Source organism: Variovorax sp. AC103 (genome assembly GCF_979254005.1).
On the sequence record NZ_CEEDFC010000007.1, the window covers coordinates 72,456 to 98,340 of the forward strand.

The 25,885-nt window shown below is 69.0% G+C and carries 20 protein-coding genes and 1 tRNA gene; 9 read left to right on the plus strand and 12 right to left on the minus strand.

From position 1 onward, the window contains the following. Positions 1–43 precede the first annotated feature (43 nt). Positions 44–583: a DUF1003 domain-containing protein gene (locus tag AC0IYU_RS12415; RefSeq protein WP_472117038.1), complete on the minus strand. Its 540-nt coding sequence runs from the start codon at positions 581–583 to the stop codon at positions 44–46. Positions 584–771: 188 nt separating this feature from the next. On the opposite strand from AC0IYU_RS12415, the gene AC0IYU_RS12420 reads away from it, so the two are divergent. From AC0IYU_RS12420 to AC0IYU_RS12450, 7 genes are all read left to right on the plus strand, one after another. Beyond that, positions 772–1,755, plus strand: coding sequence for an SDR family oxidoreductase (locus tag AC0IYU_RS12420; protein ID WP_472117041.1), 984 nt, complete (start codon positions 772–774; stop codon positions 1,753–1,755). A gap of 144 nt (positions 1,756–1,899) precedes the next feature. Continuing rightward, positions 1,900–3,066 (plus strand): GGDEF domain-containing protein, encoded by a 1,167-nt coding sequence (locus AC0IYU_RS12425; RefSeq protein WP_472117044.1) that lies wholly within the window; start codon positions 1,900–1,902, stop codon positions 3,064–3,066. Positions 3,067–3,330: 264 nt separating this feature from the next. Beyond that, positions 3,331–7,512, plus strand: coding sequence for a WGR and DUF4132 domain-containing protein (locus AC0IYU_RS12430; protein WP_472117046.1), 4,182 nt, complete (start codon positions 3,331–3,333; stop codon positions 7,510–7,512). 11 nt (positions 7,513–7,523) lie between these two features. Beyond that, the gene (locus AC0IYU_RS12435; protein WP_472117049.1) at positions 7,524–8,672 is read left to right on the plus strand and encodes an ATP-binding protein; all 1,149 of its coding nucleotides are present in this window, start codon (positions 7,524–7,526) and stop codon (positions 8,670–8,672) included. A 10-nt stretch (positions 8,673–8,682) separates the two neighbouring features. Next, positions 8,683–11,136 carry a DUF5682 family protein gene (locus AC0IYU_RS12440; protein WP_472117051.1) on the plus strand — a complete coding sequence of 818 codons (2,454 nt, stop codon included), beginning with the start codon at positions 8,683–8,685 and terminating at the stop codon, positions 11,134–11,136. After that, positions 11,133–12,257 carry a VWA domain-containing protein gene (locus AC0IYU_RS12445; protein WP_435482841.1) on the plus strand — a complete coding sequence of 375 codons (1,125 nt, stop codon included), beginning with the start codon at positions 11,133–11,135 and terminating at the stop codon, positions 12,255–12,257. Before AC0IYU_RS12440 ends, AC0IYU_RS12445 begins: the two co-directional genes overlap by 4 nt. Beyond that, positions 12,254–14,422, plus strand: coding sequence for an SWIM zinc finger family protein (locus tag AC0IYU_RS12450; RefSeq protein WP_472117054.1), 2,169 nt, complete (start codon positions 12,254–12,256; stop codon positions 14,420–14,422). Before AC0IYU_RS12445 ends, AC0IYU_RS12450 begins: the two co-directional genes overlap by 4 nt. Before the next feature lie 40 nt (positions 14,423–14,462). Here AC0IYU_RS12450 and AC0IYU_RS12455 read toward each other — a convergent pair. From AC0IYU_RS12455 to AC0IYU_RS12490, 8 genes are all read right to left on the minus strand, one after another. Then, positions 14,463–14,538: transfer RNA gene (locus AC0IYU_RS12455), tRNA-Thr, on the minus strand. Positions 14,539–14,599: 61 nt separating this feature from the next. Continuing rightward, positions 14,600–15,178, minus strand: coding sequence for a ClpXP protease specificity-enhancing factor (locus AC0IYU_RS12460; protein WP_472117057.1), 579 nt, complete (start codon positions 15,176–15,178; stop codon positions 14,600–14,602). 41 nt (positions 15,179–15,219) lie between these two features. After that, positions 15,220–15,831 (minus strand): glutathione S-transferase N-terminal domain-containing protein, encoded by a 612-nt coding sequence (locus tag AC0IYU_RS12465; protein ID WP_435444840.1) that lies wholly within the window; start codon positions 15,829–15,831, stop codon positions 15,220–15,222. 99 nt (positions 15,832–15,930) lie between these two features. After that, a complete protein-coding gene (locus AC0IYU_RS12470) occupies positions 15,931–16,704 on the minus strand; it encodes a cytochrome c1 (RefSeq protein WP_435482838.1) in 774 nt (257 codons plus the stop codon). Between the two features lie 34 nt (positions 16,705–16,738). Beyond that, on the minus strand, positions 16,739–18,175 hold the full coding sequence (locus AC0IYU_RS12475; protein ID WP_472117060.1) for a cytochrome b: 1,437 nt from the start codon (positions 18,173–18,175) through the stop codon (positions 16,739–16,741). Positions 18,176–18,189: 14 nt separating this feature from the next. Then, positions 18,190–18,807 (minus strand): ubiquinol-cytochrome c reductase iron-sulfur subunit, encoded by a 618-nt coding sequence (petA, locus tag AC0IYU_RS12480; RefSeq protein ID WP_472117063.1) that lies wholly within the window; start codon positions 18,805–18,807, stop codon positions 18,190–18,192. A gap of 211 nt (positions 18,808–19,018) precedes the next feature. Beyond that, positions 19,019–19,792, minus strand: a complete 774-nt coding sequence (locus AC0IYU_RS12485) for a LuxR C-terminal-related transcriptional regulator (RefSeq protein WP_472117066.1) — start codon at positions 19,790–19,792, stop codon at positions 19,019–19,021. Between the two features lie 230 nt (positions 19,793–20,022). Next, on the minus strand, positions 20,023–20,712 hold the full coding sequence (locus AC0IYU_RS12490) for a phosphatase PAP2 family protein (protein WP_472117069.1): 690 nt from the start codon (positions 20,710–20,712) through the stop codon (positions 20,023–20,025). Between the two features lie 69 nt (positions 20,713–20,781). Here AC0IYU_RS12490 and mscL point away from each other — a divergent pair, with 69 nt between their 5' ends. Then, on the plus strand, positions 20,782–21,216 hold the full coding sequence (gene mscL / locus AC0IYU_RS12495) for a large conductance mechanosensitive channel protein MscL (RefSeq protein ID WP_435482819.1): 435 nt from the start codon (positions 20,782–20,784) through the stop codon (positions 21,214–21,216). Between the two features lie 50 nt (positions 21,217–21,266). Here the strand turns inward: mscL and pdxA are convergent, their stop codons facing one another. Genes pdxA through AC0IYU_RS12510 form a run of 3 tightly spaced genes read right to left on the minus strand, consistent with a single transcriptional unit; the run spans position 21,267 to position 24,426 of the window. After that, entirely contained in the window at positions 21,267–22,307 is a 1,041-nt protein-coding gene (gene pdxA, locus AC0IYU_RS12500) for a 4-hydroxythreonine-4-phosphate dehydrogenase PdxA (RefSeq protein WP_472117072.1), read from the minus strand. After that, the gene (locus AC0IYU_RS12505; protein ID WP_472117075.1) at positions 22,304–23,077 is read right to left on the minus strand and encodes a Nif3-like dinuclear metal center hexameric protein; all 774 of its coding nucleotides are present in this window, start codon (positions 23,075–23,077) and stop codon (positions 22,304–22,306) included. The genes pdxA and AC0IYU_RS12505 overlap by 4 nt, the downstream gene beginning before the upstream one ends. Next, positions 23,074–24,426, minus strand: a complete 1,353-nt coding sequence (locus AC0IYU_RS12510) for an MFS transporter (protein WP_472117077.1) — start codon at positions 24,424–24,426, stop codon at positions 23,074–23,076. The genes AC0IYU_RS12505 and AC0IYU_RS12510 overlap by 4 nt, the downstream gene beginning before the upstream one ends. 292 nt (positions 24,427–24,718) lie before the next feature. Between AC0IYU_RS12510 and AC0IYU_RS12515 the strand changes: the two genes are divergently transcribed. After that, a complete protein-coding gene (locus AC0IYU_RS12515) occupies positions 24,719–25,879 on the plus strand; it encodes a trypsin-like peptidase domain-containing protein (RefSeq protein WP_472117079.1) in 1,161 nt (386 codons plus the stop codon). The last annotated feature ends 6 nt before the right edge of the window (positions 25,880–25,885 follow it).

A 25,885-nucleotide genomic window follows, 5' to 3' on the forward strand; every position in this document is an offset into this window, starting at 1 on the left:
CGCGCAAAGCGGCGCATGGGGCGCAAGGGGCGCAAGGGGCGCTTCAGGCGCCCTTGCCGTGCGCAGCCTCGGCCGACACGATCTGGTGCAGCACCTTGCCCGGGTCGGTGCGTTCGGTCAGCGCCTTCACTTCGTCGTCGGCCTCGGGCGGCAGTTCCATCTTCTCGGCCATGCGGGTCACCAGCCGCAGCATGGCGGTCATCTCGCGCTCGTTCAGCAGGTTGATCTGCAGGTCCAGGTGGTGGCGGCGCTCGTTCTCCTCGTCGGACATTTTCTGGCTGATGAGGATCATGATGGCCAGCACGATGGCCTCGATCGACACCAGGAACAGCAGGAAGGTGAAGGGGTACGGGTCGATCTTCCACACCCACTGGTTGAGCACGATCCACAGCGCGAAGAAACCCAGGTTCCACCACAGGAAGGCCACGGTGCCGCAGAAGCGCGACATGCGCGCCACCAGCTTGTAGAGCGCGGGCTTCGAGCGGCGGTTGCCCTCCTCCAGGCAGAGGATGGCTTCGATGTTGCGGTGGGTCAGCTCACCGATCGACGGATTCTTCTGGGGCTGTTGCTGGGGCGTTGGCATGGCAGCGTGTTTATCGCCGCCGGCCGCCGCGCCACGCGTAGGCTGGCGTCGGCACTGGTTGAAAGAGGGTCGGCAATCAGGCCGGGTTGGCGGGCCGGGGGTGGCGGGCGCGTTTTGGCGGCGGACTCCTACGGCCGCGCCGGGCGCACGCGTTCTACCGTGATCATTTGCCACAGGAGATGCCGTCCATGAAGTCAGCCAGCACCACCGCCCGCGCCGCGCAGCGCAAACAGGACGCGCGGGACAGCGCCAAGCCTGCGGCCACGAAAAAGACAGAGAAGAAAGCGAAGAAGGCAGCGGTGCAGGCCGGCCCCCGGCCACAACCCGCCACGCCGTTGCCGACCCAGCACCTGGACAAGCCCGGCCACGAAGCCGGCATGGCGCTGCGACCTCGCTTCGAAGCGCCGGACTACAAGGGCAGCGGCAAGCTCAAGGGCATGACCGCGCTGATCACCGGCGGCGACTCCGGCATCGGGCGCGCGGTGGCGGTGCTCTACGCACGCGAAGGCGCGGACGTGGCCATCGTCTACCTCGACGAAGACACCGACGCACAGGAGACCCGGCGCCATGTGGAAGCCGAAGGCGCGCGCTGCCTGCTCGTCAAGGGCGACGTGCGCAAGCCGGCGTTCTGCGACAAGGCGGTCGGCAAGACCGTCAAGACCTTCGGCAAGCTCGACATCCTCGTCAACAACGCCGCGTTCCAGTTGCACGCGGCGTCCATCGAAGACATCACCGACGAGCGCTTCGACCTCACGCTGCGAACCAACGTGTTCGGCTACTTCCAGATGGCGCGCGCCGCGGTGCCGCACCTGCGCAAGGGCGGCTCGATCATCAACACCGGCTCGGTCACCGGGCTGGAAGGCAGCGCGCAGTTGTTGGACTACTCGACCACCAAGGGCGCCATCCACGCCTTCACCAAGGCGCTGGCCAGCAACCTGCTGGACAAGGGCATCCGTGTGAACGCGGTGGCGCCGGGGCCGGTGTGGACCCCGCTGAACCCCGCCGACAAGGCGCCCGAGGACGTGAAGAACTTCGGCAAGGCCACCGACATGAAGCGGCCGGCCCAGCCCGAGGAACTGTCGCCGGCCTACGTGTTCCTTGCCGCGCCGAGCTGCGCCAGCTACATCACCGGCATCGTGCTGCCGGTGACGGGCAGCGTGGGCGCGGCCTGAGGGTTTCTGAGACGCAGCGCATAGGCGGTGGGCGCTTCGGGCATACGATCGGAGACCTCGTCTTTCGTCAGTGCCCGTGCCTCGACTTACCCGGATGCCGCCCAGCCCCTGCCCCCGCTTTCCCTCCACCCAGGACCGTCGCTCATGACCGACGGTGCGAGCCATGGCCTGCTGGCGGGCCTGATGGTCTGCGGCCTCGTGCTGCTGCTGGTGTTCGGCACGTTCATCCATGTCTGGTACGTGCTGGCCTGCGGCTTCGCGCTGGCCGCCTTTGCCGGATGGAACAGCCTGTCGCCTCACGATGCATTCGCGCACTGGCCGGCCGCGGCACTGGTGCTGTGGGCCGCGTGCCGGCTGCAGTTCGCGCGGCAGCTGCTGCGCATGCGGCATTTCGCGCCGCGCCTGGACAAGGCCGCGCTGGTGCTGCTGGCCGCGCTCGCCGTCACCGTACTCTTTGCCGCGCTCGACACCCGGCTGGGCTGGACGCTGCGCGCGCTGCAGGGGCTGGTGGTGGCCTCCACCGTGCTGCTCGCGGTGGGTGCGCTGCTGGCGCGGCGCGCGTTGCCCTGGACGGTGGCGTTGTTCTGCGCGGGTGCCGTGCTGCTGCTGGCCGGCATCTCGGCCACGCCGCTGCCGGCCTGGGCCGAACAGCCATGGGCGCCCCTGCGCATGAACACCGCGCAGGCCGCCGTGATCGCCGAACTCGCGTTGCTGGCGCTGGCGCTGGCCGCGCGCATCCGCCAGGTGCTGCGCGCCGAGAAGGCGCTGGAACAACGCACGCAGGCCCTGATGGGCGCCATGGGCACCGACGCGCTCACCGGCGCCACCAGCCGCGCCGGCCTGGAAAGCCGCGGCACGGAATGGCTGCGCGAAGGCCGTCCCTTCTCGCTGATGATGGTCGACCTGAACGGCTTCAAGCGCGTGAACGAACGCCACGGCCGCGCGGGCGGCGACGCGGTGCTGGCCGCCATCGCGCAACGCCTGCGCCAGCAGGTGCGCGCCGACGACATGGTGGCCCGCCTGGGCGACGACGAGTTCGCGATCCTGCTGGCCGGCAACCCGGCGCGGCAGAAACTCGCGGAGATGGCGATCCGCATCGAGACCGCGGGCGCCACGCCGGTGGCCTTCGAAGGCCGGCTGCTCGCGGGCGGCGAGCTCAGCATGGGCATCGCATGCCACCCTGCCGACGGCGACACGCTGGCGCGCCTGCTCGAATCGGCCGATCGCGCCCTGCGCCATTGCAAGCGGCAGCGCATGGGACCGTCCTATGCGTTCGCCGGGGAAAATTCGGGAAGCGCGGCACAGGGCTGACAGCAATTGCGCGCAAGGCCTGCCAGCGGCGCGTCCGGCTTTCGAACCTTCTTCTTACCTCGCGTCCCGCGAGGCACAGTGCATGATTCAGGCATGAGATTCCATGCTTTCGCACTGCCTGTTTTTTCAGCACCACCGCCGGCACCGCCTTCGCGTGGCTGACAGGTCCGGCCTGTCAGGGCCTTCTCATTCATCCGCCCCACATCCAGCGCTGCGCGCATCGCGCGCGGGCGCTCCATGCCATCACAGGAGGACGTTTTTTCCATGCGCCGTTTTGAACTGATCGAAGGAACCGCCAGCAAATTCTGGGAAGTGGAGCAGTCGGACACCGACCTCAACATCCGCTGGGGCCGCATCGGCACCGCGGGCCAGAGCCAGACCAAGTCGTTCGCCGACGCCACCAAGGCCGCCACCGCGCTGACCAAGCTGGTGGCCGAGAAGACGGGCAAGGGCTACAGCGAAGTGGGCGTGGCGGCGGGTGCGGCCATCGGCAAGACCGAGGCGAAGGCCGAGACAAAGGCCGAGACCAAGCCGAAGGCCGAGGCGGCACCGGAAAAGGCCACGGCCGCATCGGCCGCGAAGGCCGCGCCAGCAAGCGACACCGCAGCGGCGGACGCCCCCGCCGAAGGCATCGACAGCCAGGCCGACCGCGTGTTCGAAAGCGTGCGCTCGCAGATCGAAGAGGGCACGCTCACCCGCAAGGACACGCTCTCGCCCGCCAGCCTCAAGCGCCAGCACGGCGTGAGCGAACAAGGCGCCGCGCTCGCCTTCAAGCGGCTGCAGTCCGCGGGTCTGCTGGAGGGCTGGGGCACCAGTTGCTCGCCACCCAAGGATGCGCAGGCCATCGCGAAGGAACTGGGCACCTCGGCCTCGACCACGCAGGCCGCGGCTTCGTCCGCACCGGCCTCGGAAGCCGCCGTCAGCGCCGACACACCGCCCTGGCTCGCCGCCGGCACACCCGTGCGGCTGTCGCCCGAGATGCTGCGCGAAGCCTTCCCCTCGCGCCGCTTTCCGCCCAAGCCCCTGGAGCCGCCGGTGAGCGTGGGCGCGGCCTGGCTGCCGGTGCGCCGCAAGCTCGAACTCCACGTGAACATGACCGGCACCGACGCGGTGCTGCGCGACGCCACGCAGCGCGTGATCGACCGCAGCACGCAGCCCATTCCCGCGGCCGACGCCGAGGCCGACACCGTGCTGCTGGCGCTGGTGCTGAGCAGCGGCAACCACGGCAACAGCCAGATGGGCGCGGAGCTGGTGCCCTACCTGGCGGTGCAGTACGGCCTGCCGGGCGCGGTCGACATCCTGCTGGCCGCGCAACAGATCGAGGTGCAGTCCGACTACGACCGGGCGGCCAAGAAGCACCACTACAGCTTCAGCGCCAGCGTCTCCAAGCAGATGGGCAGCGCCTACTACGGCCCCTTGGGTGAAGGCGAGCAGGCCTTCCGCGCGCAGCTGGCGCTTGCCGCACCCGAGGTCTGGCAGGACTGCCGCGACCGCATCGAGGCCGGCCTGCCCCGCGTGCACCCGAGCCGCCAGCCCGCGTTGGCGATGCTGCTGCCCGATGCGCCCGAAATTTCCAACGCGCTGGTGCATGCGCTCGCGGCCGCGAAGCCCGCGCCCGAGACGATGCACTGGCTGCAGCTGACCGCCACCGACCCCGACGCCCTCGCGCTGGCCGCCAAGGTGCGGCTGAGCTATTCGAGCGGCTTCTGGGGCAGCGGCCCCATGACCAGCACGCTGGCGCAGGAGCGGGGCGTCGATGCGGTTCCCGTGCTGGAGCGCGGCGCGGCCACCGACGACGCGGGCGACGCGCTCGCCTGCATCGGCACGCCCGATGCGGTGCTGGCGCTGGCCCGCGTGGCGAGCACGTCGAAGGGCGCGCTGGCACGCCTGGCGCTGTCGGTCGACCGCTGGCCGATGGCGGCGATTCCCGCGCTGTCGCGGCTGGTCGCGTCGGGCGGCAAGGACGCGAACCTCGTCAAGCCCAGCCTCACGCGGCTGCTGCGCGCGCACGGCGCGGCCCTGCCCGCGCTGCGGCCCTGGCTCGACGCGGGCGCGCAGGCCGTGATCGACCAGCAACTGGCGCTGCTGGCCGGCCCCACCGAGGTGGCCGAGGCGAGCGAGCTGCCCGGCGTGCTGGTGGCGCCGCCGTGGCTGGCCAAGGTGCAGAAGAAAGCGGCCGGCGCGCTCGCGCTGGAACCCTTGGCATCGACGCCCGTGGAGCAATGGCAGGAAGGCGAACGCGAGAAGGCGCTGCGCATCAACTCCTGGCAAATGAACCGCCATGCATCGGCGCGCCAGGACCTGTCGGTGCTGATGGACGAACTGGGTTTCGACAAGTCGAAGCAGAAGACGATCGGCCCGCTGGGCAAGCTGGCGGCCGAGGCCGTGAAGGCCGGCGACGCCGACGCGCTCATCACCCACTGGCGCGCGATGGTGGCCGAGCGCAAGAAGGAGCGCTACTACTGGTTTCGCTTCGACTCGGCCTATGCCGCGCTGCTGCCGGCCGCCGTCGGCGTGCCGTTCTGGAACGCCGTGGCCGGCGAGGCCGAGAGCGACGACATCGGGCTCATCCTGGCCACCCACGGCCTGGCCGTGCTGCCGGGCCTGGTGGCCATGGTGCGCAGCAAGCCCACCGAGAACCTCTCGTACGCGCTGAACTACGGCGCGGCCGAGCTGGCCATGCCCGCCGCACGCGCCTTCGCCAAGCTGAAGACGCTGCGTGCCGAAGGCCGCGCCTGGCTGCTGAAGTACCCCGAGCACACCGCCTGCGGCCTGATTGCACCCGCGCTCGGCAAGGCCGGCGAGGCGCGCGACTGCGCCGGCTCCGCGCTGCGCCTGCTGCAGGCCAACGGCCACGAGGCGCTGCTGCTCGACGTGGCCGGCCGCTACGGCAAGCCCGAAGTGGTGGAGGCATTGCGCGCCGTGCTCGACGAAAGCCCGCTCGACCGCTTCCCCACCAAGCGCGCCAAGCTGCCCGAGTTCTGGCAGCCGCGCGGCTGGCGCCGGCCCGCGCTGAAGAACGGCAAGGCCCTGCCCGACGACGCGCTCGACAACCTCGGCCAGATGCTGACCTTCCCGACCAACGAAGAGGTCTACGGCGGCATCGCCGTGGTCAGGGAAGCCTGCGACGCCGTCTCGCTGGCCGAGTTCGCCTGGGACGCCTTCACCGCCTGGCTCGAAGCCGGCGGCCCGAGCAAGGAAGGCTGGGCACTCACCATGCTGGGCCAGTTCGGCAACGACGACACCGCGCGCAAGCTCACGCCCTTCATTCGCGCATGGCCCGGCGAGGCGGCGCATGCGCGCGCCGTGACCGGGCTGGACGTGCTGGCGACCATCGGCAGCGACGTGGCGCTGATGCTGCTCAACGGCATTGCGCAGAAGGTCAAGTTCAAGGGCCTGCAGGACAAGGCGCGCGAGAAGATCGGCGCCATTGCCGAAGCGCGCGGCCTGAGCACCGAAGAGCTCGAAGACCGGCTCGCGCCCGACCTCGGCCTGGACGAGCAGGGCACGATGCGGCTGGACTTCGGCCCGCGCGCGTTCAAGGTGGGCTTCGACGAAACGCTCAAGCCCTATGTGCGCGAGACCACCGACGGCGTGGACGGCGCCCGCCTGCCCGACCTGCCCAAGCCCAAGAAGACCGACGACGCCGAACTGAGCAAGGAGGCCGTCGAGCGCTTCAAGCTGCTGAAGAAGGATGCACGCACCATCGCCAGCCAGCAGTTGCTGCGCCTGGAGGTGGCGATGTGCGCGCGCCGGCGCTGGACGCCCGAGGTGTTTCGCATGTTCCTGGTCGAGCATCCGCTGGTGCGCCACATCGTGCAGCGGCTGATCTGGGGCGTGTATGCGGTGGAAGGCGACGCCAACTACGGCGGCACGCTGCAGGCGTGCTTCCGCGTGGCGGAGGACGGCAGCTACACCACGGCCGAGGACGACGCGTTCGAGTTGCCGGAACCGGGCCACGGCACGAACATCCGCATCGGCGTGCCGCATGCGCTGGACCTGCCGGCCGCCGACGCCGCGGCCTTCGGCCAGGTGTTCGCCGACTACGAGCTGCTGCAGCCCTTCGCGCAGATCGGCCGCGACGTGTACACGCTGACCGACGAAGAAAAGAAGAGCCTGAAGCTGGAGCGCTGGAAGGACGTCAAGGTGCCCACGGGCCGCGTGCTGGGGCTGGCCAACAAGGGCTGGCGCCGCGGCCAGGCGCAGGACGCAGGCTGCATCTGGTACTTCAGCAAGCCGCTGGGCACGAGCCGCGTGATCGAGCTCAGCCTGGACCCCGGCATCATCGTCGGCATGGTGGACGAGTACCCCGAGCAGACGCTGGGCCAGGTGCAGGTCGGCAAGCCCTCGGGCTGGGGCGACATGCAGGATGCGGAAACGCTGAACCAGCTCGACCCGATTTCCGCGAGCGAACTGATCCGCGACATGGAAGGCCTGCGGGCCTGAACGACACACACATGGCCACATCGAACAAGACCAAAGACGCCTCCGGTACGGCATCGCAGCAACTGCAGCGCCCGCCGGCGGAAATCCTCTACGCCGATCAGCTCGCGCGCCTTCAGGCGCAGGACACCGACCCGCGCCCGCCCGGCTGGGCACTGGGCCTGAAAGCCGCGCGCTCGTTCATCCTGGGCGACGCGGCGCTCGGCATCGCGCCGAAGATCGTCGCGCCCGTGGCCAGCATCGAGCGCATGCTCGTCACGCTGGCCACCGGCCGCGGGCTGATGCTGGTGGGCGAGCCGGGCACGGCGAAGTCGATGCTGTCGGAGCTGCTGGCCACGGCCATCTCGGGCATCTCGACGCTCACCATCCAGGGCGGCGCATCGATCACCGAAGACCAGATCAAGTACGGCTGGAACTACGCGCTGCTCATCAACGAAGGCCCGAGCCCGCGCGCCATGGTGCCCGCGCCGCTGTACCTGGGCATGCAGCGCGGCCAGGTGGTGCGCTTCGAGGAAATCACGCGCGCGCCGCTGGAGGTGCAGGACTGCCTGCTGGGCATGCTGTCGGACCGCGTGATGGCGGTGCCCGAGCTGGCCGGCGAGCACGGCATGCTCTACGCACGCGAGGGCTTCAACATCATCGCCACCGCCAACACGCGCGACCGCGGCGTGAACGAGATGAGCGCGGCGCTGAAGCGGCGCTTCGACTTCGAGACGGTGTTCCCCATCCTGGACTTCGACCGCGAACTGGCGCTGGTGCAGGAATCGTCCGCGCGGCTGCTCGCGCAGAGCGGCATTCCGAAGACCGTGCCCGCGCCGGTGCTGGAGCTGCTCGTGTCGACCTTCCGCGACCTGCGCGGCGCGCCTGGCAAGGCTGAAAAAGGCAACGGCAACGGGGGCAACGACGGCGCGATGGACAAGCTCACCGCCGTGATGTCGACCGCCGAAGCCGTGAACGTGGCGCATGCGGTGGGCGTGCGTGCCTGGTTCCTCGAACAGCGCGAAGGCTCGCCGGCCGACCTGGTCGACTGCATCGCCGGCACGGTGGTGAAGGACAACGCGGACGACCGCGCCAAGCTGCGGCGCTACTTCGAGCAGAAGGCGGCCAAGCGCAACGGGGCGCACTGGCGCGCGTATTACGAAGCGCGCCATCGCCTGCCCTGATGCCGCCGCCATGACACAGCCCCACATCGTCGGCGTGCGCCACCACAGCCCGGCCTGCGCGCGGCTGGTGGCCGAGCGCATCCGCACGCTGCGCCCGGCGTTCGTGCTGATCGAAGGCCCGGCCGATTTCAACGAGCGGCTCGACGAGCTGTACCTGCCGCACCGCTTGCCGGTGGCGATCTACAGCTACCTGTCGGGCGACGACCGGCACCACGGCTCGTGGTCGCCCTTTGCCGAGCATTCGCCCGAGTGGCAGGCGCTGGTGGTGGCGCGCGAGGTGGGCGCGGCCGTGCGCTTCATCGACCTGCCCGCGTGGCACGGCGCCTTCTCGCACATGGAGAACCGCTATGCCGACGTGGCCGACCATGCGCACGAGGAACGCGCCGAAGCCTACGAGCGCGCGCTGACCGAGACACTTTCCGTGCAGGGCCGCGACGCGCTGTGGGACCACCTGTTCGAGGACGGCTGCGACGCGGCCGAACTGGCGCAGCGCCTTCGCACCTACTTCGATCATCTGCGCGGCGACGACGCCGGCTCGCAGGGCAACCAGGCGCGCGAACAGATGATGGCGCGCTGGATCGCCTGGGCGATGGCGCAGCCGGCCGAGCCCGGCCGCGCGCAGGCGCTGGTGGTGTGCGGCGGCTACCACGCGCCCGCGCTCGCGCGGCTGTGGCCCGGCATGCCCGCCGACCTGCCCGCCACGCCCGAACCTTCGCACGAATCCACCGAGCCAGACGAAGAAGACGAAGAAGGCGCCGGCACGCGCGATGCGCAGGCCCCGCTGCGCTTCGGCTCCTACCTCGTGCCCTACACCTTCAAGCGCCTGGACGCCTTTGCCGGCTATGCCTCGGGCATGCCCTCCCCGGCCTACTACCAGTGGGTGTGGGAGCTGGGCCCCGAAGGCGCGGCGCACCGCGCGCTGCAGCACGTGATGCAGCGCCTGCGCGAGAAGAAGCTCCCCGCCTCCACCGCCGACCTGATGGCCGTGCATCTGCGCGCGCAGGGGCTCGCGCGGCTGCGCGGGCACGAGAAGCCGCTGCGTTCCGACTGGCTCGACGCGCTGGCCGGCGCACTGGTGAAAGACGCGCTCGACGCCCCGTTGCCCTGGACCTACCGCGGCGCCATGCGCCCCGGCACCGATCCCGTGCTGGTGCAGGCGATGGACGTGCTGGCCGGCGACACCGTCGGGCGCCTCGCGCCGGGCACGCCGCAGCCGCCGCTGGTGGCCGCGGTGCAGGCCGAGCTGGCGGCGCACGGCATCGTGCTGCGCGGGCAGCTCAAGCTCGACTTGCTGGGCGAGGCCGACCGTGCGAAGAGCCGCGTGCTGCACCGGCTGTCGATCCTGCGGCTGCCTGGCGTGCGGCGCACGCAGGGGCCGAAGCTCGCGATGTCGGGCGAGCGCACCGAACTCTGGTCGCTCGGCGAACCGCTGGAACAGCAGGCCGCGCTGATCGAGGCCGGCGCCTGGGGCGCAAGCCTGCACGACGCCGCGCGCGCCCGGCTGGAAGACGACCTGCGGCAGGCGCAAGGCCAGATCGCCCCGCTGGCCGACGGCCTCAACCAGGCCGCATGGGCGGGCCTGTCGGCGCTCAGCGATGCGTTGCTGCGCGAGCTGCAAGGCGCGATTGCCAACGAAGCGCGCTTCGAGGCGCTGGGGCCCGCCCTGTCGGTGCTGCACACGCTGCTGCGCCACGGCCAGACACTGGGCATGGCAGACGCGCCGGTGCTGCACGTGGTGATCGGCGCGGGCTTCGACCGCGCGCTGTGGCTGCTGGAGCCGCCCGCCGCCGTGGCGCCGGCCGACATGCAGCCGCACCTGGAAGGCCACCTGGCGCTTCGCCAGATCGTGGCCGACGTGCTGGCCCATGCGCAGGACCACGCCCAAGACATGCACGCGCCCTCGCTGCTCGACGTGGAGCCCGCCCGCGCACTCGCCGTGTGGCAGCGCAAGGCCGCCGACGCCGGCGCCGCGCCCGTGAGCCGCGGCGCGGCGCTGGGTGCCACGCTGAGCCTGGCCGGTCGCTTGCCGCATGCACAAGCGCATGAAGACGGCGTGGGCGAGGCGATGCTGCTGCTGCACTCGCTGCCCGCCCCCGTGCTCGGCGATGCGCTCACCGGCCTGCTGGCGCTGGCGCGCGAGACGCTGGCGTCCGAGCCCGCCTTCATCGCCGGCATGGACCGCACCGTGCAGGCACTGGACAACGCCGACTTCGTGCGCGCCATGCCCAGCCTGCGCGCCGCCTTCGCCTGGCTGCCGCCCCAGGAACGCGGACTGCTGGCCGACCAGGTGCTGGCGCTGCACGACGCCGCGCACCTGTCGCGCCGCACGCTCACGGCGCACCGCGCCGGCGAGGCCGCGCCCGCGCAGCTGGCCGAGGCGCGCCGCGTGGAAGACGCCGTGCTCGCGCGCCTCGCTGCCTGGGGCGTGACGCTCGACGATACGCAAGGAACGCTTCACCCATGAGCCTGGACATTCCCGACCCGCTGCAACGCTGGCGCCTGCTGCTGGGCGACCCGGCCGAGGCGGCCTGCGGCGGCCTGAGCGCCGAAGCGAAAGCGGCCGACGCCGCGCTCGACTGGCTCTACGGCCGCGACAGCGACCGCGCGAGCCGCGGCGAACGCAGCGCCGGCCTGGGCCCCTCGGCGCTCAGCACGCCGGACTGGATCAACACCATCCACACGCTCTTTCCGAAGGAAGTGATCGAGCGGCTGGAGCAGGACGCGGTGGAGCGCTACGGCATCGACGAGGTGGTGACCAACCTCGAGGTGCTGGAGCGCATCGAGCCGTCGGAGTCGCTGCTGCGCGCCGTGCTGCACACCAAGCACCTGATGAACCCCGAGGTGCTGGCGGCCGCGCGCAAGCTGGTGGCCGAGGTGGTGCGCCGCATCATGGAGAAGCTGGCCACCGAAGTGCGCCAGGCCTTCAGCGGCAGCCGCGACCGGCGCCGCCGCTCGCGCATGAAGGTGGCGCGCAACTTCGACTTCAAGCAGACGCTGGCGGCCAACCTGCACCGCTACGACCCCGAGCGCCGCAAGCTCTACGTGGAGCGGCCGGTGTTCATCAGCCGCACGAAGCGGCATGCCGAGCCGTGGGACATCATCCTGCTGATCGACCAGAGCGGCTCGATGGTCGACTCGGTGATCCACAGCGCGGTGATGGCGGCCTGCCTGTGGCAGCTGCCCGGCATGCGCACGCGGCTGGTGGCCTTCGACACGGCGGTGGTCGACCTGACGGCCGACGTGTCCGACCCGGTCGAGCTGCTCATGAAGGTGCAGCTGGGCGGCGGCACCGACATCGCGAAGGCGGTGGGCTATGCGCAGTCGCTCGTCGCCAATCCGGCCCGCAGCATCGTGGTGCTGGTGAGCGACTTCTACGAAGGCGGCAGCCCCCACGAGCTGGTGCGGCGCGTGAAGGCGCTGGTGGAGTCCGGCGCCAAGGTGCTGGGCCTGGCCGCGCTCGATGCACAGGCCGAACCCAACTACGACCGCGAGATGGCCGCGCGGCTGGTGCGCGAAGGCGCGCAGATCGGCGCGATGACGCCGGGGCAACTGGCCGGCTGGCTCGCAGAGAAGGTGCAGGGATGAGCAGCGACATCGCATGGCGCACCGACCTGCTGGAGCTGACGCCCGAGGCGCTCACGGCACTGGCCAACGCGGGCTTCGTGAAGCGTGCGCAGAAGGACGTGGCCGCCGGCCTGCTGCCGCGGCTGGAGGCCGGTGCGGACGGCGTGGTGCAGGCGCATTTCGACGACGGCGTGCGCACCAGCCTGCCGCCGGGGCGCACCCTGCGCGATGCGCAGTGCAGTTGCCCGGCCAGCGGCATGTGCAGGCACCGCGTGATGCTGGTGCTGGCATACCAGGCGCTGGCGGCGTCTTCGAAAGCGCAGGCACCTGCGGCCGCGGGCGATGCGCCCGCCGAGCCCGACGGCGCCTGGAACCCCGCGCAGTTCGACGATGCCGCGCTGGCCGCGAGCTTTGCGCCGTCCGTGCTCGAACAGGCGAACAAGCTGGCCGCCGCGCGGCCGGTGGTCGGCGTGCAGGCGTGGCGCAGCGCGAGCGCGCCGCCGGTGGCGCGGCTGCCGATGTGCAGCGTGCGCTTCTTCTCGCGCAGCTCGCTCGTGCATGCGCGCTGCGACTGCAAACAGGGCAGCGGCTGCGCGCACGTGGTGGTTGCGGTGTGGGCGTTCCGCCAGGCCGGCGCGCTGACGCCGGGCGCCGCGGAAGCGATGGTCGAAGTCCGCCCGCCCACGTCGGCGGATGCGGACGCAACGGCCGGCGCACAGCAGCCGCTGATGCAGGGCGACGCTGCGCGCACGCTGCGCGCCCATATCGACGCCCTGCTGCTCTCGCTCTGGCTCGACGGCTCGGGCCAGCCGCTGATGGCGCTCGCGGCACGCTTCGAGGCCGTGCGCGAACAGGCCCGCGCGCTGGGCTGGAACTGGGTCGACGACGCGCTCGACGAGCTGTGGCAGCTGCTGCAGGCGCAGCAGGCACGCAGCAGCCGCTTCGAGCCGCTGCGCCTGGTGCGCGTGCTGGCCGAGCTGTGGGCGCGGCTGCAGGCGGCGGCGCATGCGGAACAGCCGGGCACCGCGCGGCCGGCCCTGCTGGCGAGCCAGATCCTCGGCGTCGGCGTGAAGGGCGAGGTGGCGCTCGACCACCTGCGGCTGGTGTCGCTCGGCGCCGAGCTCTGGTCCGACGACACGGCGGAAGGCGCGAGCATTCTCTTTGCCGACCCCGACACGCAGAACGTGACGGTGCTGGAGCGCCAGTGGACGCGCGCGGCCGACGCGGCGGCCGGCGGCGCGGCGCAGGCGCTGATGAACCGGCGCGTGGCAGGCTTTCCGCTGCGGCAGCTCGCGAGCGGGCAGGTCATCACCAAGACCGCGACGCGGCGCGCCAACGGGCTGGTCGACATCACGGCCGGCGCGCGGCAGACGGGCGTGCTGCCGCTCTCGCCCACGTCGTGGAACGACCTCGTCGCGCCTCTGCGGCAAGGCAGCGTGGCCGCGCTGGTGGCGCACCTGCGCGAGGCGCGGCCCGATTTCGTCCGGCCCAGGCAGGCGGCGAGCGGTGCGTCTGCCGGGGCCTCCGGGCAGCTGCACGTGGTGGCCTTCGATCGCATGGAGGTGGTGTCGTGCCACTGGGATGCGGCCGCGCAGGTGCTGCATGCGGCGCTGGCGCAGGCGCCGGCGTTGGTGGACGAGGCAGGCGAGCCCGCGGCGGTGCCCGCCGAAGAACTGCTGCATCTGGCGCTGCCGCACCGCGCGGTGGCGCCGGGCGCGGTCGATGCGCTGGCCCGCACCCTCGCCGGCGACCATGGCGCGCTGCGCGCCGTGGCGGGCACGGTGCACCTGCAAGGTGGCGTGGCGGTCATGCAGCCGCTGAGCCTTTTGACCGCACAACGCGCCGTGGTGCTGCAGGTCGAGACGGTGGCGCCGCAGCCGCTGGGCCTGCACAGCGAAGTCGACGAGGCGCCCGCGCTGAACGCGCTCGCGAACGACACGCTCGCGCTGCTGGCGTTATGGCTGCGCCAGGGCCTTCGGCATCAGGGCGGCAATGCGCTGTCGCGTGCCGAGGCACAGGTGCTGCGCCTGAAGCAGGCCGGGCTCGACCGGGGCGCGGCGCTGCTGGGCACGGTTCTGGAAAACCTGCGCTCCGCACAGCGGCCGGCGCTGGTGGCGCAACTGGCGATGCTGGGGCTGCTGATCCAGGGCGTGGCGCAGTCCGCAGCCACAGAGGCATCGGCATGAAAAAACCCCCAAGCCATGGCTGACTTGGGGGTTCTTTGCATGGTGCCGCTTGTCGGAATCGAACTGACGACCTTCCGCTTACAAGGCGGGTGCTCTACCAATTGAGCTAAAGCGGCTGAAATTCCAGTGCGTGATTCTAGTGGCGTCGGCCGGCATGGCCGCCCGCCCTGCACACACCTACTTGACGCGCTTGAGCGACGGCCGCGAGCCGCCGTTGACCGGCGGGCGTGGCGGCTCATCGACCGGGTCGGTGCCTGCACCGGTATCGACGACGGATTCGTCGCCGTCCTCGCCCGTCACCAGGTGGACGACCTTGCCGGCGTCGCCTTCGGTGCCGCGCGAAGCGTCACGCAAGGGCATGCGCGCCGGGCCCTGCGGCGACGGCACGGCCGCCGGGGCGTCGCCGCCCTGCAGGTCCGCGGGAACGGAGGGCACAGGCGCAGGAAACGCCATGCCCTGTCCGTTCTCGCGCGCGTAGATCGCAATCACGCGCCCCACCGGCACGCTGATTTCTCGCGCCGAGCCCGCGAAACGGGCTTTGAACTCGATGAAATCGTTGCCCAGCTTGAGCGAACTGGTCGCGTCGAAGCTGATGTTGAGCACGATTTCGCCGTTCTTCACGTACTCGCGCGGCACCTGGACGGTGTCGTCGACCTGCACGGCGACATAGGGCGTGAACCCGTTGTCCGTGCACCATTCATACAACGCCCGGATGAGGTACGGGCGGGTGGAAGACGACTCGAGCGCGTTGATCATGAAAGACGGCGAAGAACAGTGAAAGCAGGCACGGAGCTTACTTACTTGCGCATGACCTTTTCGGACGGGGTCAGTGCCTCGATGTAGGCGGGGCGCGAAAAGATGCGCTCGGCGTACTTCAGCAGCGGCGCAGCGTTCTTGCTGAGGTCGATGCCGTAGTAGTCCAGGCGCCAGAGCAGCGGCGCAATGGCCACGTCGAGCATCGAGAAGTTGTCGCCCAGCATGTACTTGTTCTTGAGGAACACGGGGGCCAGCTGCGTGAGGCGGTCGCGGATGTGCGAACGGGCCTTCTCGATCGCCTTCTCGTTGCCCTTGGTGGTGCGGTTCTCGAGCATGGCGACATGCACGAAGAGCTCCTTCTCGAAGTTGAGCAGGAACAGGCGCACGCGGGCGCGGTCGACCGGGTCGCCGGGCATCAGTTGCGGATGCGGGAAGCGCTCGTCGATGTACTCGTTGATGATGTTCGACTCGTACAGGATCAGGTCGCGCTCGACCAGGATCGGCACCTGGCCGTACGGATTCATCACGCTGATGTCTTCGGGCTTGTTGTAGAGATCGACGTCGCGAATCTCGAAGTCCATGCCCTTTTCGAACAACACGAAACGGCAACGGTGGGAAAAGGGGCAGGTCGTTCCTGAATACAAGACCATCATGGCGAGAGACTCCTAAAAATCAAAAAGAGTGGGTCGCGTTGGCAACCCACTCTGTGGGACCGGTTGCCCCCAGCGGGCGCCCGGTCGGCGTGGACGGAACTACTTGACGTCTTTCCAGTACGAGGCGTTCAGTCGCCACACAAAAACCACCGACATGGCCAGGAACAGCAGCACCCACACGCCGATGCGAATGCGGGTGTTCTGTGCCGGTTCGGCCATCCATTGCAGGTAGCTCACCAGGTCGCCGACGGCATTGTCGTATTGCACGGATGTCAGGGTGCCGGGAGTGACTTGCTCCCAACCCTTGAACACTTCGGTTTCGTGGCCGTGCTGTTCGACCTTGGTGTAGACCGGTCGGCGTTCGCCTTGCAGTTCCCACAGGGGGTTCGGCATGGCGACGCTCGGGAACACGAGATTGTTCCAGCCGGTGGCTTTGGTGTCGTCGCGATAGTACGTGCGCAGATACGTGTAGAGGTAATCGGCACCCGTGCCGCCGTGGCCGGCGCGCGAGCGGGCGACCAGCGTCAGGTCGGGTGGCGTGGTGCCGAACCACTCCTTGGCCTGGCGCGCGTCGATGTTGGCCTTCATGGTTTCGCCGACCTTGTCGGTCGTGAACAGAAGGTTGTCCTTGATCTGCTGCTCGGTGATGCCGATGTCCTGCAGGCGGTTGTAGCGCATGAACGCGGCCGAGTGGCAGTTCAGGCAGTAGTTGACGAACAGCTTGGCGCCGTTCTGCAGCGATGCCACGTCGTTGGTCTTGTTGGGCGCCTTGTCCCAGGCAATGCCCTCGGACTCGGCGGACGCCGCCGCGGAAAAGGTCAGGCCTAGTGCCAGACCCAGGACCGCGAGCCAGCCGGAAATGCTTTTCTTCATCGTGTGTTCTCTCAGCTCTTGGGGGCGGCTTGTCTCAATGCGCGGCAAAGACCACGCGCTCGGGCACGGGCTTGAAATCGCCCTTGCGGCTCCACCACGGCATCAGCAGGAAGAAGCCGAAGTAGAAGAGCGTGCCGATCTGCGAAATGGTCTGTGCGATGTCGAGGGCAAAGGAACCGATGACCAGGTTGCCCCAGACGCCCGGCGGCTGGATGCCCAGATAGCCCAGGATCAGGAAGAAGAACACGAACACGCCGTACACGTACTTGTGCCAGCTCGGGCGGTAGCGGATCGACTTGACTTCGCTGTGGTCGAGCCACGGCAGGAAGAACAGGATGATGACCGAGCCGCCCATCACGAGCACGCCCCAGAACTTGGCGTCGAAGGTCTTCAGCAGGAAGATGACCACGGCCGCCACGACCAGGGCCGCGATCTTCAGGCCCGTGCCCGACTTGCCCTTGACGAAGTTCCAGATGGCGGCCGCGCCGATGATCAGCGCGAACACGTTGACCATGTCGTCGGTGGTCGCGCGCAGCATCGAATAGAACGGCGTGAAGTACCAGACCGGAGCGATGTGGTTCGGCGTCTTCAACGAGTCGGCCGGAATGAAGTTGTTGTATTCCAGGAAGTACCCGCCGGCTTCAGGGGCGAAGAAGATCACCGCCGAGAAGATCGTGAGGAACACCACCACGCCGAAGATGTCGTGCACCGTGTAGTACGGATGCGACGGGATGCCGTCGACCGGATGGCCGTCGGGCCCGCGGTTGGCCTTGATCTCGATGCCGTCGGGGTTGTTCGAACCCACTTCGTGCAGCGCGATCAGGTGGGCCACCACGAGGCCGAGCAGCACCAGCGGCACGGCGATCACGTGGAAGCTGAAGAAGCGGTTCAGCGTGGCGTCGCTCACCACGTAGTCGCCGCGGATCAGCAGGGCCAGGTCGGGGCCGATGAACGGAATGGCGGCGAACAGGTTCACGATGACCTGGGCGCCCCAGTAGCTCATTTGCCCCCACGGCAGCAGGTAGCCCATGAAGGCTTCGGCCATCAGGCACAGGAAGATCGCGCAGCCGAACACCCAGATCAGCTCGCGCGGCTTGCGGTAGCTGCCGTACATGAGGCCGCGGAACATGTGCAGGTACACCACGATGAAGAACGCCGAGGCGCCCGTCGAATGGATGTAGCGGATGAGCCAGCCCCACGGCACGTCGCGCATGATGTACTCGACCGATGCAAACGCCTGGGTTGCGTCGGGCTTGTAGTGCATCACCAGGAAGATGCCGGTGACGATCTGGATCACCAGCACCAGCATGGCCAGCGAGCCGAAGATGTACCAGAAGTTGAAGTTCTTCGGTGCGTAGTACTTGCCCCACTGGTCGTTCCAGAGTTTGCTCAGCGGGAACCGGTTGTCGACCCAGTTGAGCAGCTTCGCGCCCGTGGGCGCATTGGGGGAGATGTCGTGGAATTCAGCCATGTCGTTCTTCTGCCTCAGGCCTTCTTGGAATCTTCACCGATCAGGAGCTTGGTTTCCGACAGGTACATGTGCGGCGGCACGGGCAGGTTGTCGGGCGCGGGCTTGTTCTTGAAGACCCGGCCGGCCAGGTCGAACGTGGAACCGTGGCAAGGGCAGAGGAAGCCGCCTTCCCAGTCGGCGGGCAGCGAGGGCTGCGGGCCGGCCTGGAAACGGTCGGTGGGCGAGCAGCCCAGGTGGGTGCAGATGCCGACCACGACCAGCACGTCGGGCTTGATCGAGCGGTGCTCGTTCTGCGCGTACTTGGGGGTGAATTCGTCGGGGTGACGCTTGGAGAGCGGGTCTGCGAGCTGGCCGTCCAGCTTGGGAAGTTCGGCGAGTTGCGCCGGCGTGCGCTTGAGGATCCAGACCGGCTTGCCGCGCCATTCGACGGTGATCTTCTCGCCGACCTTGAGGCCGCTGATATCGACCTCGACCGCGGCACCCGCAGCCTTGGCCTTTTCGGACGGCTGGAAAGTGCTCACAAAGGGGATGGCGGTGGCAACGCCACCTGCTACGCCGGCACATCCGGATGCGATCAACCACGTCCGCTTGCTGGTGTCGGTCCGGGGCGAGCCGGAGGTCATGTCACTCATGGGGATCCTCTTGTCTTCTTCGCTGGAGCAGGGCCAACCTTAACCGTAGCAAGGTCAACCAAGGATTGTAGCGGGGCGCTTCAAGGAGTTTCAACAGGCGGAAAACCCGCTGAAGCGGCGCGCGGGGGCGCCGCGCGGGCTTGCGCTGCGCGCCATCGAAGGAGCGGCCGTGCTGCCCGCGTGACGGGGCGGCACGGCCCCGCACGGGCTCTCAGTTCAGGAGACCGTGCTGCGTCGCCTCGTGGACCGCCTGGGTCCGCGACTTCACGGAGAGCTTGCGATAGATGCTCTTGGCGTGGAACTCGACCGTGTTGACCGAGAGAAAGACCGCCTCGGCAATCTCGCGATTGCTCCAGCCCTGCGCAATGAGCCGCAGCACCTTGAGTTCACGCGGCGACAGCGGGCTGGGCGCCGGACGGGCTTGGGCGGAAGACGCCGGCGGCATCGACGGCCGCGTCACGACCGGCGCGATCCCCTGCGGCCTGGACGACGCTGCGATCATGCTCAGCAGGCGGCGCGCCACGCGCGAGTCCATCGGCGCGCCACCGCGCTCGATCGATCTCAGCAGGAAGGCCAGTTCGGCATCGTCCGCCTCGGTCAGCAGGTACCCTACCGCCCCCGCGGCAATGGCGGCGTCGACCAGTTCGTGGTCGTCGGCGGCCGACATCGCAACACTTTCGATCCACGGGTAGGTCTGGCGAACGTGCTTGATGAGCGCCACGCCGTCGCGGTCGGGCAGGCGCATGTCTATCAGGACCAGGTCGTAAGGCAGCGCCGCCAACAGGTTGCAGGCCTCGGCGCGCGTGGACGCAATCACCACGCGGCGACCCGGCGCGAGCCCGCTCACGATGCGCCGCATGCGCCCGCCCATGGCGAGGTCCTGCTCCACGACCAGCACGCCGTGGAAGGCGGCGCCGTAGGAGGCCTCGGGCGCTCCGGGCGCCAGCATCGGCAACGAAGAAGAGGGCTGGAATACAAGACTCATGGCGACAACTCCGGGACTAGAAATGTTCACTTTCGTATCAGACGTTGCAGGAACGATGCCCGCCCGGAAACAGTTGGATGCGTGGACCCCGTCTTCAGGCCGATCACATTGATTTCATTGGGGAATACCGAAGCAATCGGTGAAATCCGGGCCTGCGGAAAGCGGTAGGTGGACGCTATTTAGCGTCACTGTTACGAAGCATGTGGCGGAGCACGTTACGTAGCACTCAATCAACTTCTTCGCAGGAGGTCGGCCCGGGTGAAAGGTCGCTCCAGATTGGCGAGCCTGGCGGCGATGATCTCGAGCGCCCCCTGGGTCGGCGCCGCGCGGCCATGCATGAGAACGGCCATCAACGCTGCCACGCCAAGCAGCATCCAGCGCGCGCCCCACGGCCGCGCAGGCGCGTGCCGCTGCAGCGCCAGGAACACCGCGCTCGCGAGCGTGCCCAGCAATGCGCCAGCCACGACTTCGGAGTTCGAGTGCGCTTCGAGCGCCAGCCGCGACACGCCGATGGCCATGGCCAGGCACCACCCGAAGGCCGCGGCCATGAGGCGCACGCGCGCGGAAAAGCGCGACGCGGTCGCCCACAGCAACACCGGCCACACGCTGGTCGCCAGCGCGGTGTGGCCACTGAAGCCGGTGAAGTTGAGGGTGGCGCTGCCAATGCCCCATCCCATGAAGGCAATCTTCGACACCATGACGACAAGGCCGCAGGCACCAAACAGCAGCACCCATTGCGCAGCGGCCATCCGCGAGCCGGTGTCCGCGAAAAGCCAGAGCGCAACAAGCAGCGCCGTGGGCAGCAAGAAGCCGCTGTCACCGAACCAGGTGAAGGCCTGCCAGAAACTGTGCATGGGTGAGGTCAGGAGACGGGCGGAGAACGGGGGCGGGAGAGGCAAACCCCACCGGGAGACGCGCATGCGTGCGAGGGTTCCGCAGGCATACTAGCGTCTCCCTCAACAAGCAAAGCTCAAGCAGCCATTTGAATCATGAGCATCCTCAGTGAATTCAAGGAATTTGCCGTCAAGGGCAATGTGATCGACCTCGCAGTGGGCGTGATCATCGGGGCCGCATTCGGCAAGATCGTCGACTCACTCGTGGCCGACATCATCATGCCGATCGCCGGTCTGGTGTTCGGCAAGCTCGATTTCTCGAACCTGTTCGTGGTGCTGGGCACCGCACCGCCCGGCGTGGCGCACACGCTGGCAGACCTGAAGAAGGCCGGCGTGCCGGTGCTGGCGTATGGCAACTTCATCACCATCGCGGTCAACTTCGTGATCCTGGCTTTCATCATCTTCATGATGGTCAAGCAGATCAACCGCATGAAGCGCAACGACGAGCCGGCACCGGTGCCGGCACCCGCCACGCCCGAAGACGTGGTGCTGCTGCGCGAGATTCGCGACAGCCTCAAGCAGCGCCCTTGAGCACGAAGGTGCCGCTCAGGCACCTTCCCTTCAGGCAAGCCGGGTGCCTTTCAGGCGCCCTTGAGCACCCTGGCCATGCGCAGCGCCTCGACAAGGCTGGCCGCATCGGCCCGCCCCGTTCCCGCAATGTCGAACGCGGTGCCGTGATCGGGGCTGGTGCGCACCAGCGGCAGGCCCAGCGTCACGTTCACGCCCTTCTCCACGCCCAGGTACTTGACCGGGATCAGGCCCTGGTCGTGGTACATCGCCACCACCACATCGAACTCGCCGCTGGCCGGCATACCCGCCTTGGCGCGCGCGCGCATGAAGACCGTGTCGGGCGCGTAGGGCCCGCGGGCGTCGATGCCTTCGGCGCGCGCGGCCTCGATGGCCGGCGCAATGATCTCGCGCTCTTCCGAGCCGAACAGGCCGCCCTCCCCCGCATGCGGGTTCAGGCCCGCCACGCCGATGCGCGGCGCGCGGCCCAGCGCATGGGTCAGCGCCCGGTGCGTGATGCGCAGCGTGTCGAGCACGCCCTCGAAGCGCACCGCGTCGATGGCGTTGCGCAGCGACATGTGGATGCTCACGAGCACGGTGCGCAGCTCGTCGTTGGCCAGCATCATGCGCACCGGCACCTCGGCCACGGTGCGCCCCAGGTGCGCGGCCGCCTCGGCCTGCAGCAGCTCGGTGTGGCCGGGGTACGGAAAGCCGGCGGCCGACAGCGCCTCCTTGTGCAGCGGCGCGGTGACGATGGCGCCGATTTCGCGGCGCAGCGCGGCCCGCGCGGCCCACACCACGCATTCGCCCGCCACGCGGCCGGCCTCCGCGCTGATGCGGCCCTGGGCGATGTGCGACGGCGCAGCGATCACCTGCAGCACGGGAATGCAGCGCGGCGGCACGGTGGCGGCCTCGGCGACCGATTCGATCTCCAGCACCGGCCAGGCCGGGTGCCCCGGCGCGGCCAGCGCCTGCGAGGCCTGGCGCACGGTGCCCACGTCGCCCGCGACGAAGGCGCCGCGGGCGGCCTCCGGCGCGTCGCGGAAGGCCTTGACGATGATCTCGGGGCCGATGCCCGCCGGGTCCCCCAGGGTGATGGCGATGGCGTCGTTCATGCGGGGTTGTCGATGTCGATGAATTCGTGCACCAGGCCGAGCTGCGTCGCCACGTGCGCGGCCACCGCCTGCGCGCCGTAGCGCTCCGTGGCGTGGTGCCCGCAGGCCAGGTAGGCGACGCCCATCTCGCGCGCGTAATGGGCCTGCGGCTCGGAGATCTCGCCGGTAATGAAGGCATCCGCGCCCGCTGCGATCGCGGCCTCGAAGTAGCCCTGCGCGCCGCCTGTGCACCACGCTATTTTTTTAATAGCGCGATGCGCAGTATCCACCAGCGTTACCGGCCTTTTCAGCACCGATTCGACATGCACGGCGAGCGTTCGGGCATCGGCGAAGCCGGCGCCGCGTTCCTGCGCGCCGAGAAAGCCGAGCTCCTGTTCGCCGAAGCGCCCGCCGGCGCCGGCATGCGCCACGAGCCCCAGCTGCAGCCCCAGCTGTGCGTTGTTGCCGAGCTCCGGGTGCGCGTCCAGCGGCAGGTGGTAGGCGAACAGATTGACGTCGGCGCCCAGCAGCAAGCCCAGGCGCTGCTTCATCCAGCCGGTGACGCAGCCGTCCTGGCCGCGCCAGAACAGGCCGTGGTGAACAAAGATGGCATCGGCCTCGGCGTGGATCGCGGCCTCGATCAGCGCGCGGCTGGCAGTGACGCCCGAGACGATCTTGCGGACCACGGTGCGGCCCTCGACCTGCAGGCCGTTGGGTCCGTAGTCCTTGAAGCGGCCGGGGGCCAGCAGCAGGTCGAATGCGTGAAGCAGTTCGTGGCGGGTGGTGCTCATCGCGACATTGTCGCGCCGCCCTCGCCCGCCGTGCCGTCGCGCATGGCATGGCCGCGCGCGGCCAGCGGCAGGAACGCCAGCAGGAAGCCCAGGCCCGCAAGCACCGCCACGTAGTGCGCGGGCGCCATCGTGTCGTGCTGCAGCCAGAGCGTGAGGATCACCGGCGTCAGCCCGCCGAACACCGCGTACGACATGTTGTAGGCGAACGAAAGCCCCGTGAAGCGCACCGGCGCCGGAAAGGCGCGCACCCCGGCGATCGGCACCGTGGCGATGGTGCCCACGAACAGGCCCACCAGGCCGTAGTGCCAGAACAGCGTGGTCGGCGTGCCGGGCAGTCCGCTGTAGAACAGGTACGCCGTGGCGAACAGGCCGCCCCAGCCGACCAGCATCACCGCGCGCGTGCCGATGCGGTCGCTGGCCCAGCCGGTCAGCATGCAGCCCAGCGTGAGGGTCAGCGTGGCCAGCGCGTTGGCCTCCAGCGCCAACGCGGCGGGAATGTGGTGCACCTTCTGCAGGTAGGTGGGCGTGTACAGCACCACCACCACGATGGCGGCCGACAGCACCCAAGTCAGCAGCGCGACATACACGCAGGCCAGGCGGTGTTCGCGCAGCACGGTGCGCAGCGGCAGCTCGCGCGCCACGGTGCGGCGGCTGGCCAGTTCCTTGAACACCGGCGTTTCATGCAGAAAGCGGCGCAGGTAGACCGACACCAGCCCGAACACGCCGCCCAGGATGAACGGAATGCGCCAGGCAAAGTCGCTCACCTGCTCCGGCGCGTAGTGGCGGTTGATGGCCACGGCAATCAGCGAGCCCAGCAGGATGCCGCCGGTGATGCCCGAGGTCAGCATGCCGATGCCGAAGCCGTAGCGCCGTGCGGGCACGTGCTCGCCCACGAACACCCAGGCGCCGGGCATTTCGCCGCCGATGGCCGCGCCCTGAAGCACGCGCATGGCCAGCAGCAGCAACGGCGCCGCGATACCGATGCTCGCGTAAGTGGGCAGCAGGCCGATGACCAGCGTCGGCGCCGCCATCAGGAAGATCGACAGCGTGAACATGCGCTTGCGCCCGAACACGTCGCCGAAATGCGCGATGACGATGCCGCCCACCGGGCGCGCCAGGTAGCCGGCCGCGAAGATGCCGAAGGTCTGCAGCTGGCGCAGCCAGTCGGGCATGTCCACCGGGAAGAACAGCGCGCCCAGCACGGTGGCAAAGAACACGTAGATGACGAAGTCGTAGAACTCCAGCGTGCCGCCGAGGGCGGACAGGGCCAGGGTCTTGTAGTCGCTCGCGCCGAGCGTGCGGGCCGGTTGCGGCTGGGCGCCGTCCGGGAGGGTTGCTTGTGAAGTCATGGCTGGCAGGGAGGTCGTGGCCGCGCGCCCGCCCGTAGAGCGGATGAGAAACGGAACAATGGCGCGTGGACGAAATGCCTGGCCGCGTTCGCCGGATGGGCGCCGCAGGAGGCCTGAAAGAGCGGCCCGGTTCGGGCCGACGGGAGATGCTAAGTGTTAACCCTTATTTCCGCACGTGGGCCGTCCGAATCTCGACCGGACAGCGCGGTCTCTGTCCCATGCGATTGGTGGACAATTGACAACATTGCTGCATCTCCAGGCAGTCTTCCACCGTCTTTCTCTCCAATTTTTCATGAAACGCACCTGGCTGCTCTTTGCCCAAGCCGTGACCGTCCTGCTGGCGGCCTACTTCGTCGTTGCGACGCTCAAGCCCGAGTGGATCAACAAGCGCTCGACGTCGCTGGGCGGCGTGGTGTCCATCGTGGAGGCGCCGGCGGGCGGCGCGGCCATCCCGGCACCCGGCAGCCTGAGCGTGCCGGCCAAGAAGGCCTCGCCCGCGGTGGTGAGCATCAACACCAGCAAGGCCGCTCAGCGCCACCCGCGCAGCAACGACCCCTGGTTCCGCTTCTTCTTCGGTGACCAGGACGACCAGCCCCAGATGGGCCTGGGCAGCGGCGTGATCGTCAGCCCCGACGGCTACATCCTCACCAACAACCACGTGGTCGAGGGCGCCGACGAGATCGAGGTGACGCTGAACGACAGCCGCCACGCGCGGGGCAAGGTGATCGGCACCGACCCCGACACCGACCTGGCCGTGTTGAAGATCGAACTCGACAAGCTGCCCGTGATCGTGCTGGGCGACTCCGACGCGCTGCAGGTGGGCGACCAGGTGTTGGCCATCGGCAACCCCTTCGGCGTGGGCCAGACCGTGACCAGCGGCATCGTCTCGGCGCTGGGGCGCAACCAGCTCGGCATCAACAACTTCGAGAACTTCATCCAGACCGACGCGGCCATCAACCCCGGCAACTCGGGCGGCGCGCTGATCGACGTCAACGGCAACCTGCAGGGCATCAACACCGCGATCTATTCGCGCTCGGGCGGCAGCATGGGCATCGGCTTCGCCATTCCGGTGTCGATGGCCAAGATCGTGCTCGAGGGGATCGTCAAGGAAGGCCAGGTGCGCCGCGGCTGGATCGGCGTGGAGCCGAACGAACTGTCGCCCGAACTGGCCGAGACCTTCGGCGTGAAGGCGGATACGGGGGTGATCATCACCGGCGTGCTGCAGAACGGCCCGGCCGCCAAGGCCGGCATTCGCCCCGGCGACGTGATCATCGCGGTGGGCGAGAAGAAGACGGACAGCGTGCAGGCGCTGCTGACCGCGGTGGCGGGCCTGAAGCCCGGCAGCAGCTCACGGTTCGCGTTGCAGCGCGGCAGCGACAAGATGGAGCTGGATGTGACGCCGGGGCTGCGACCCAAGAGCCCCGTCAAGCAGGTGCCCAACCAGCCCGAATAAGGCCCG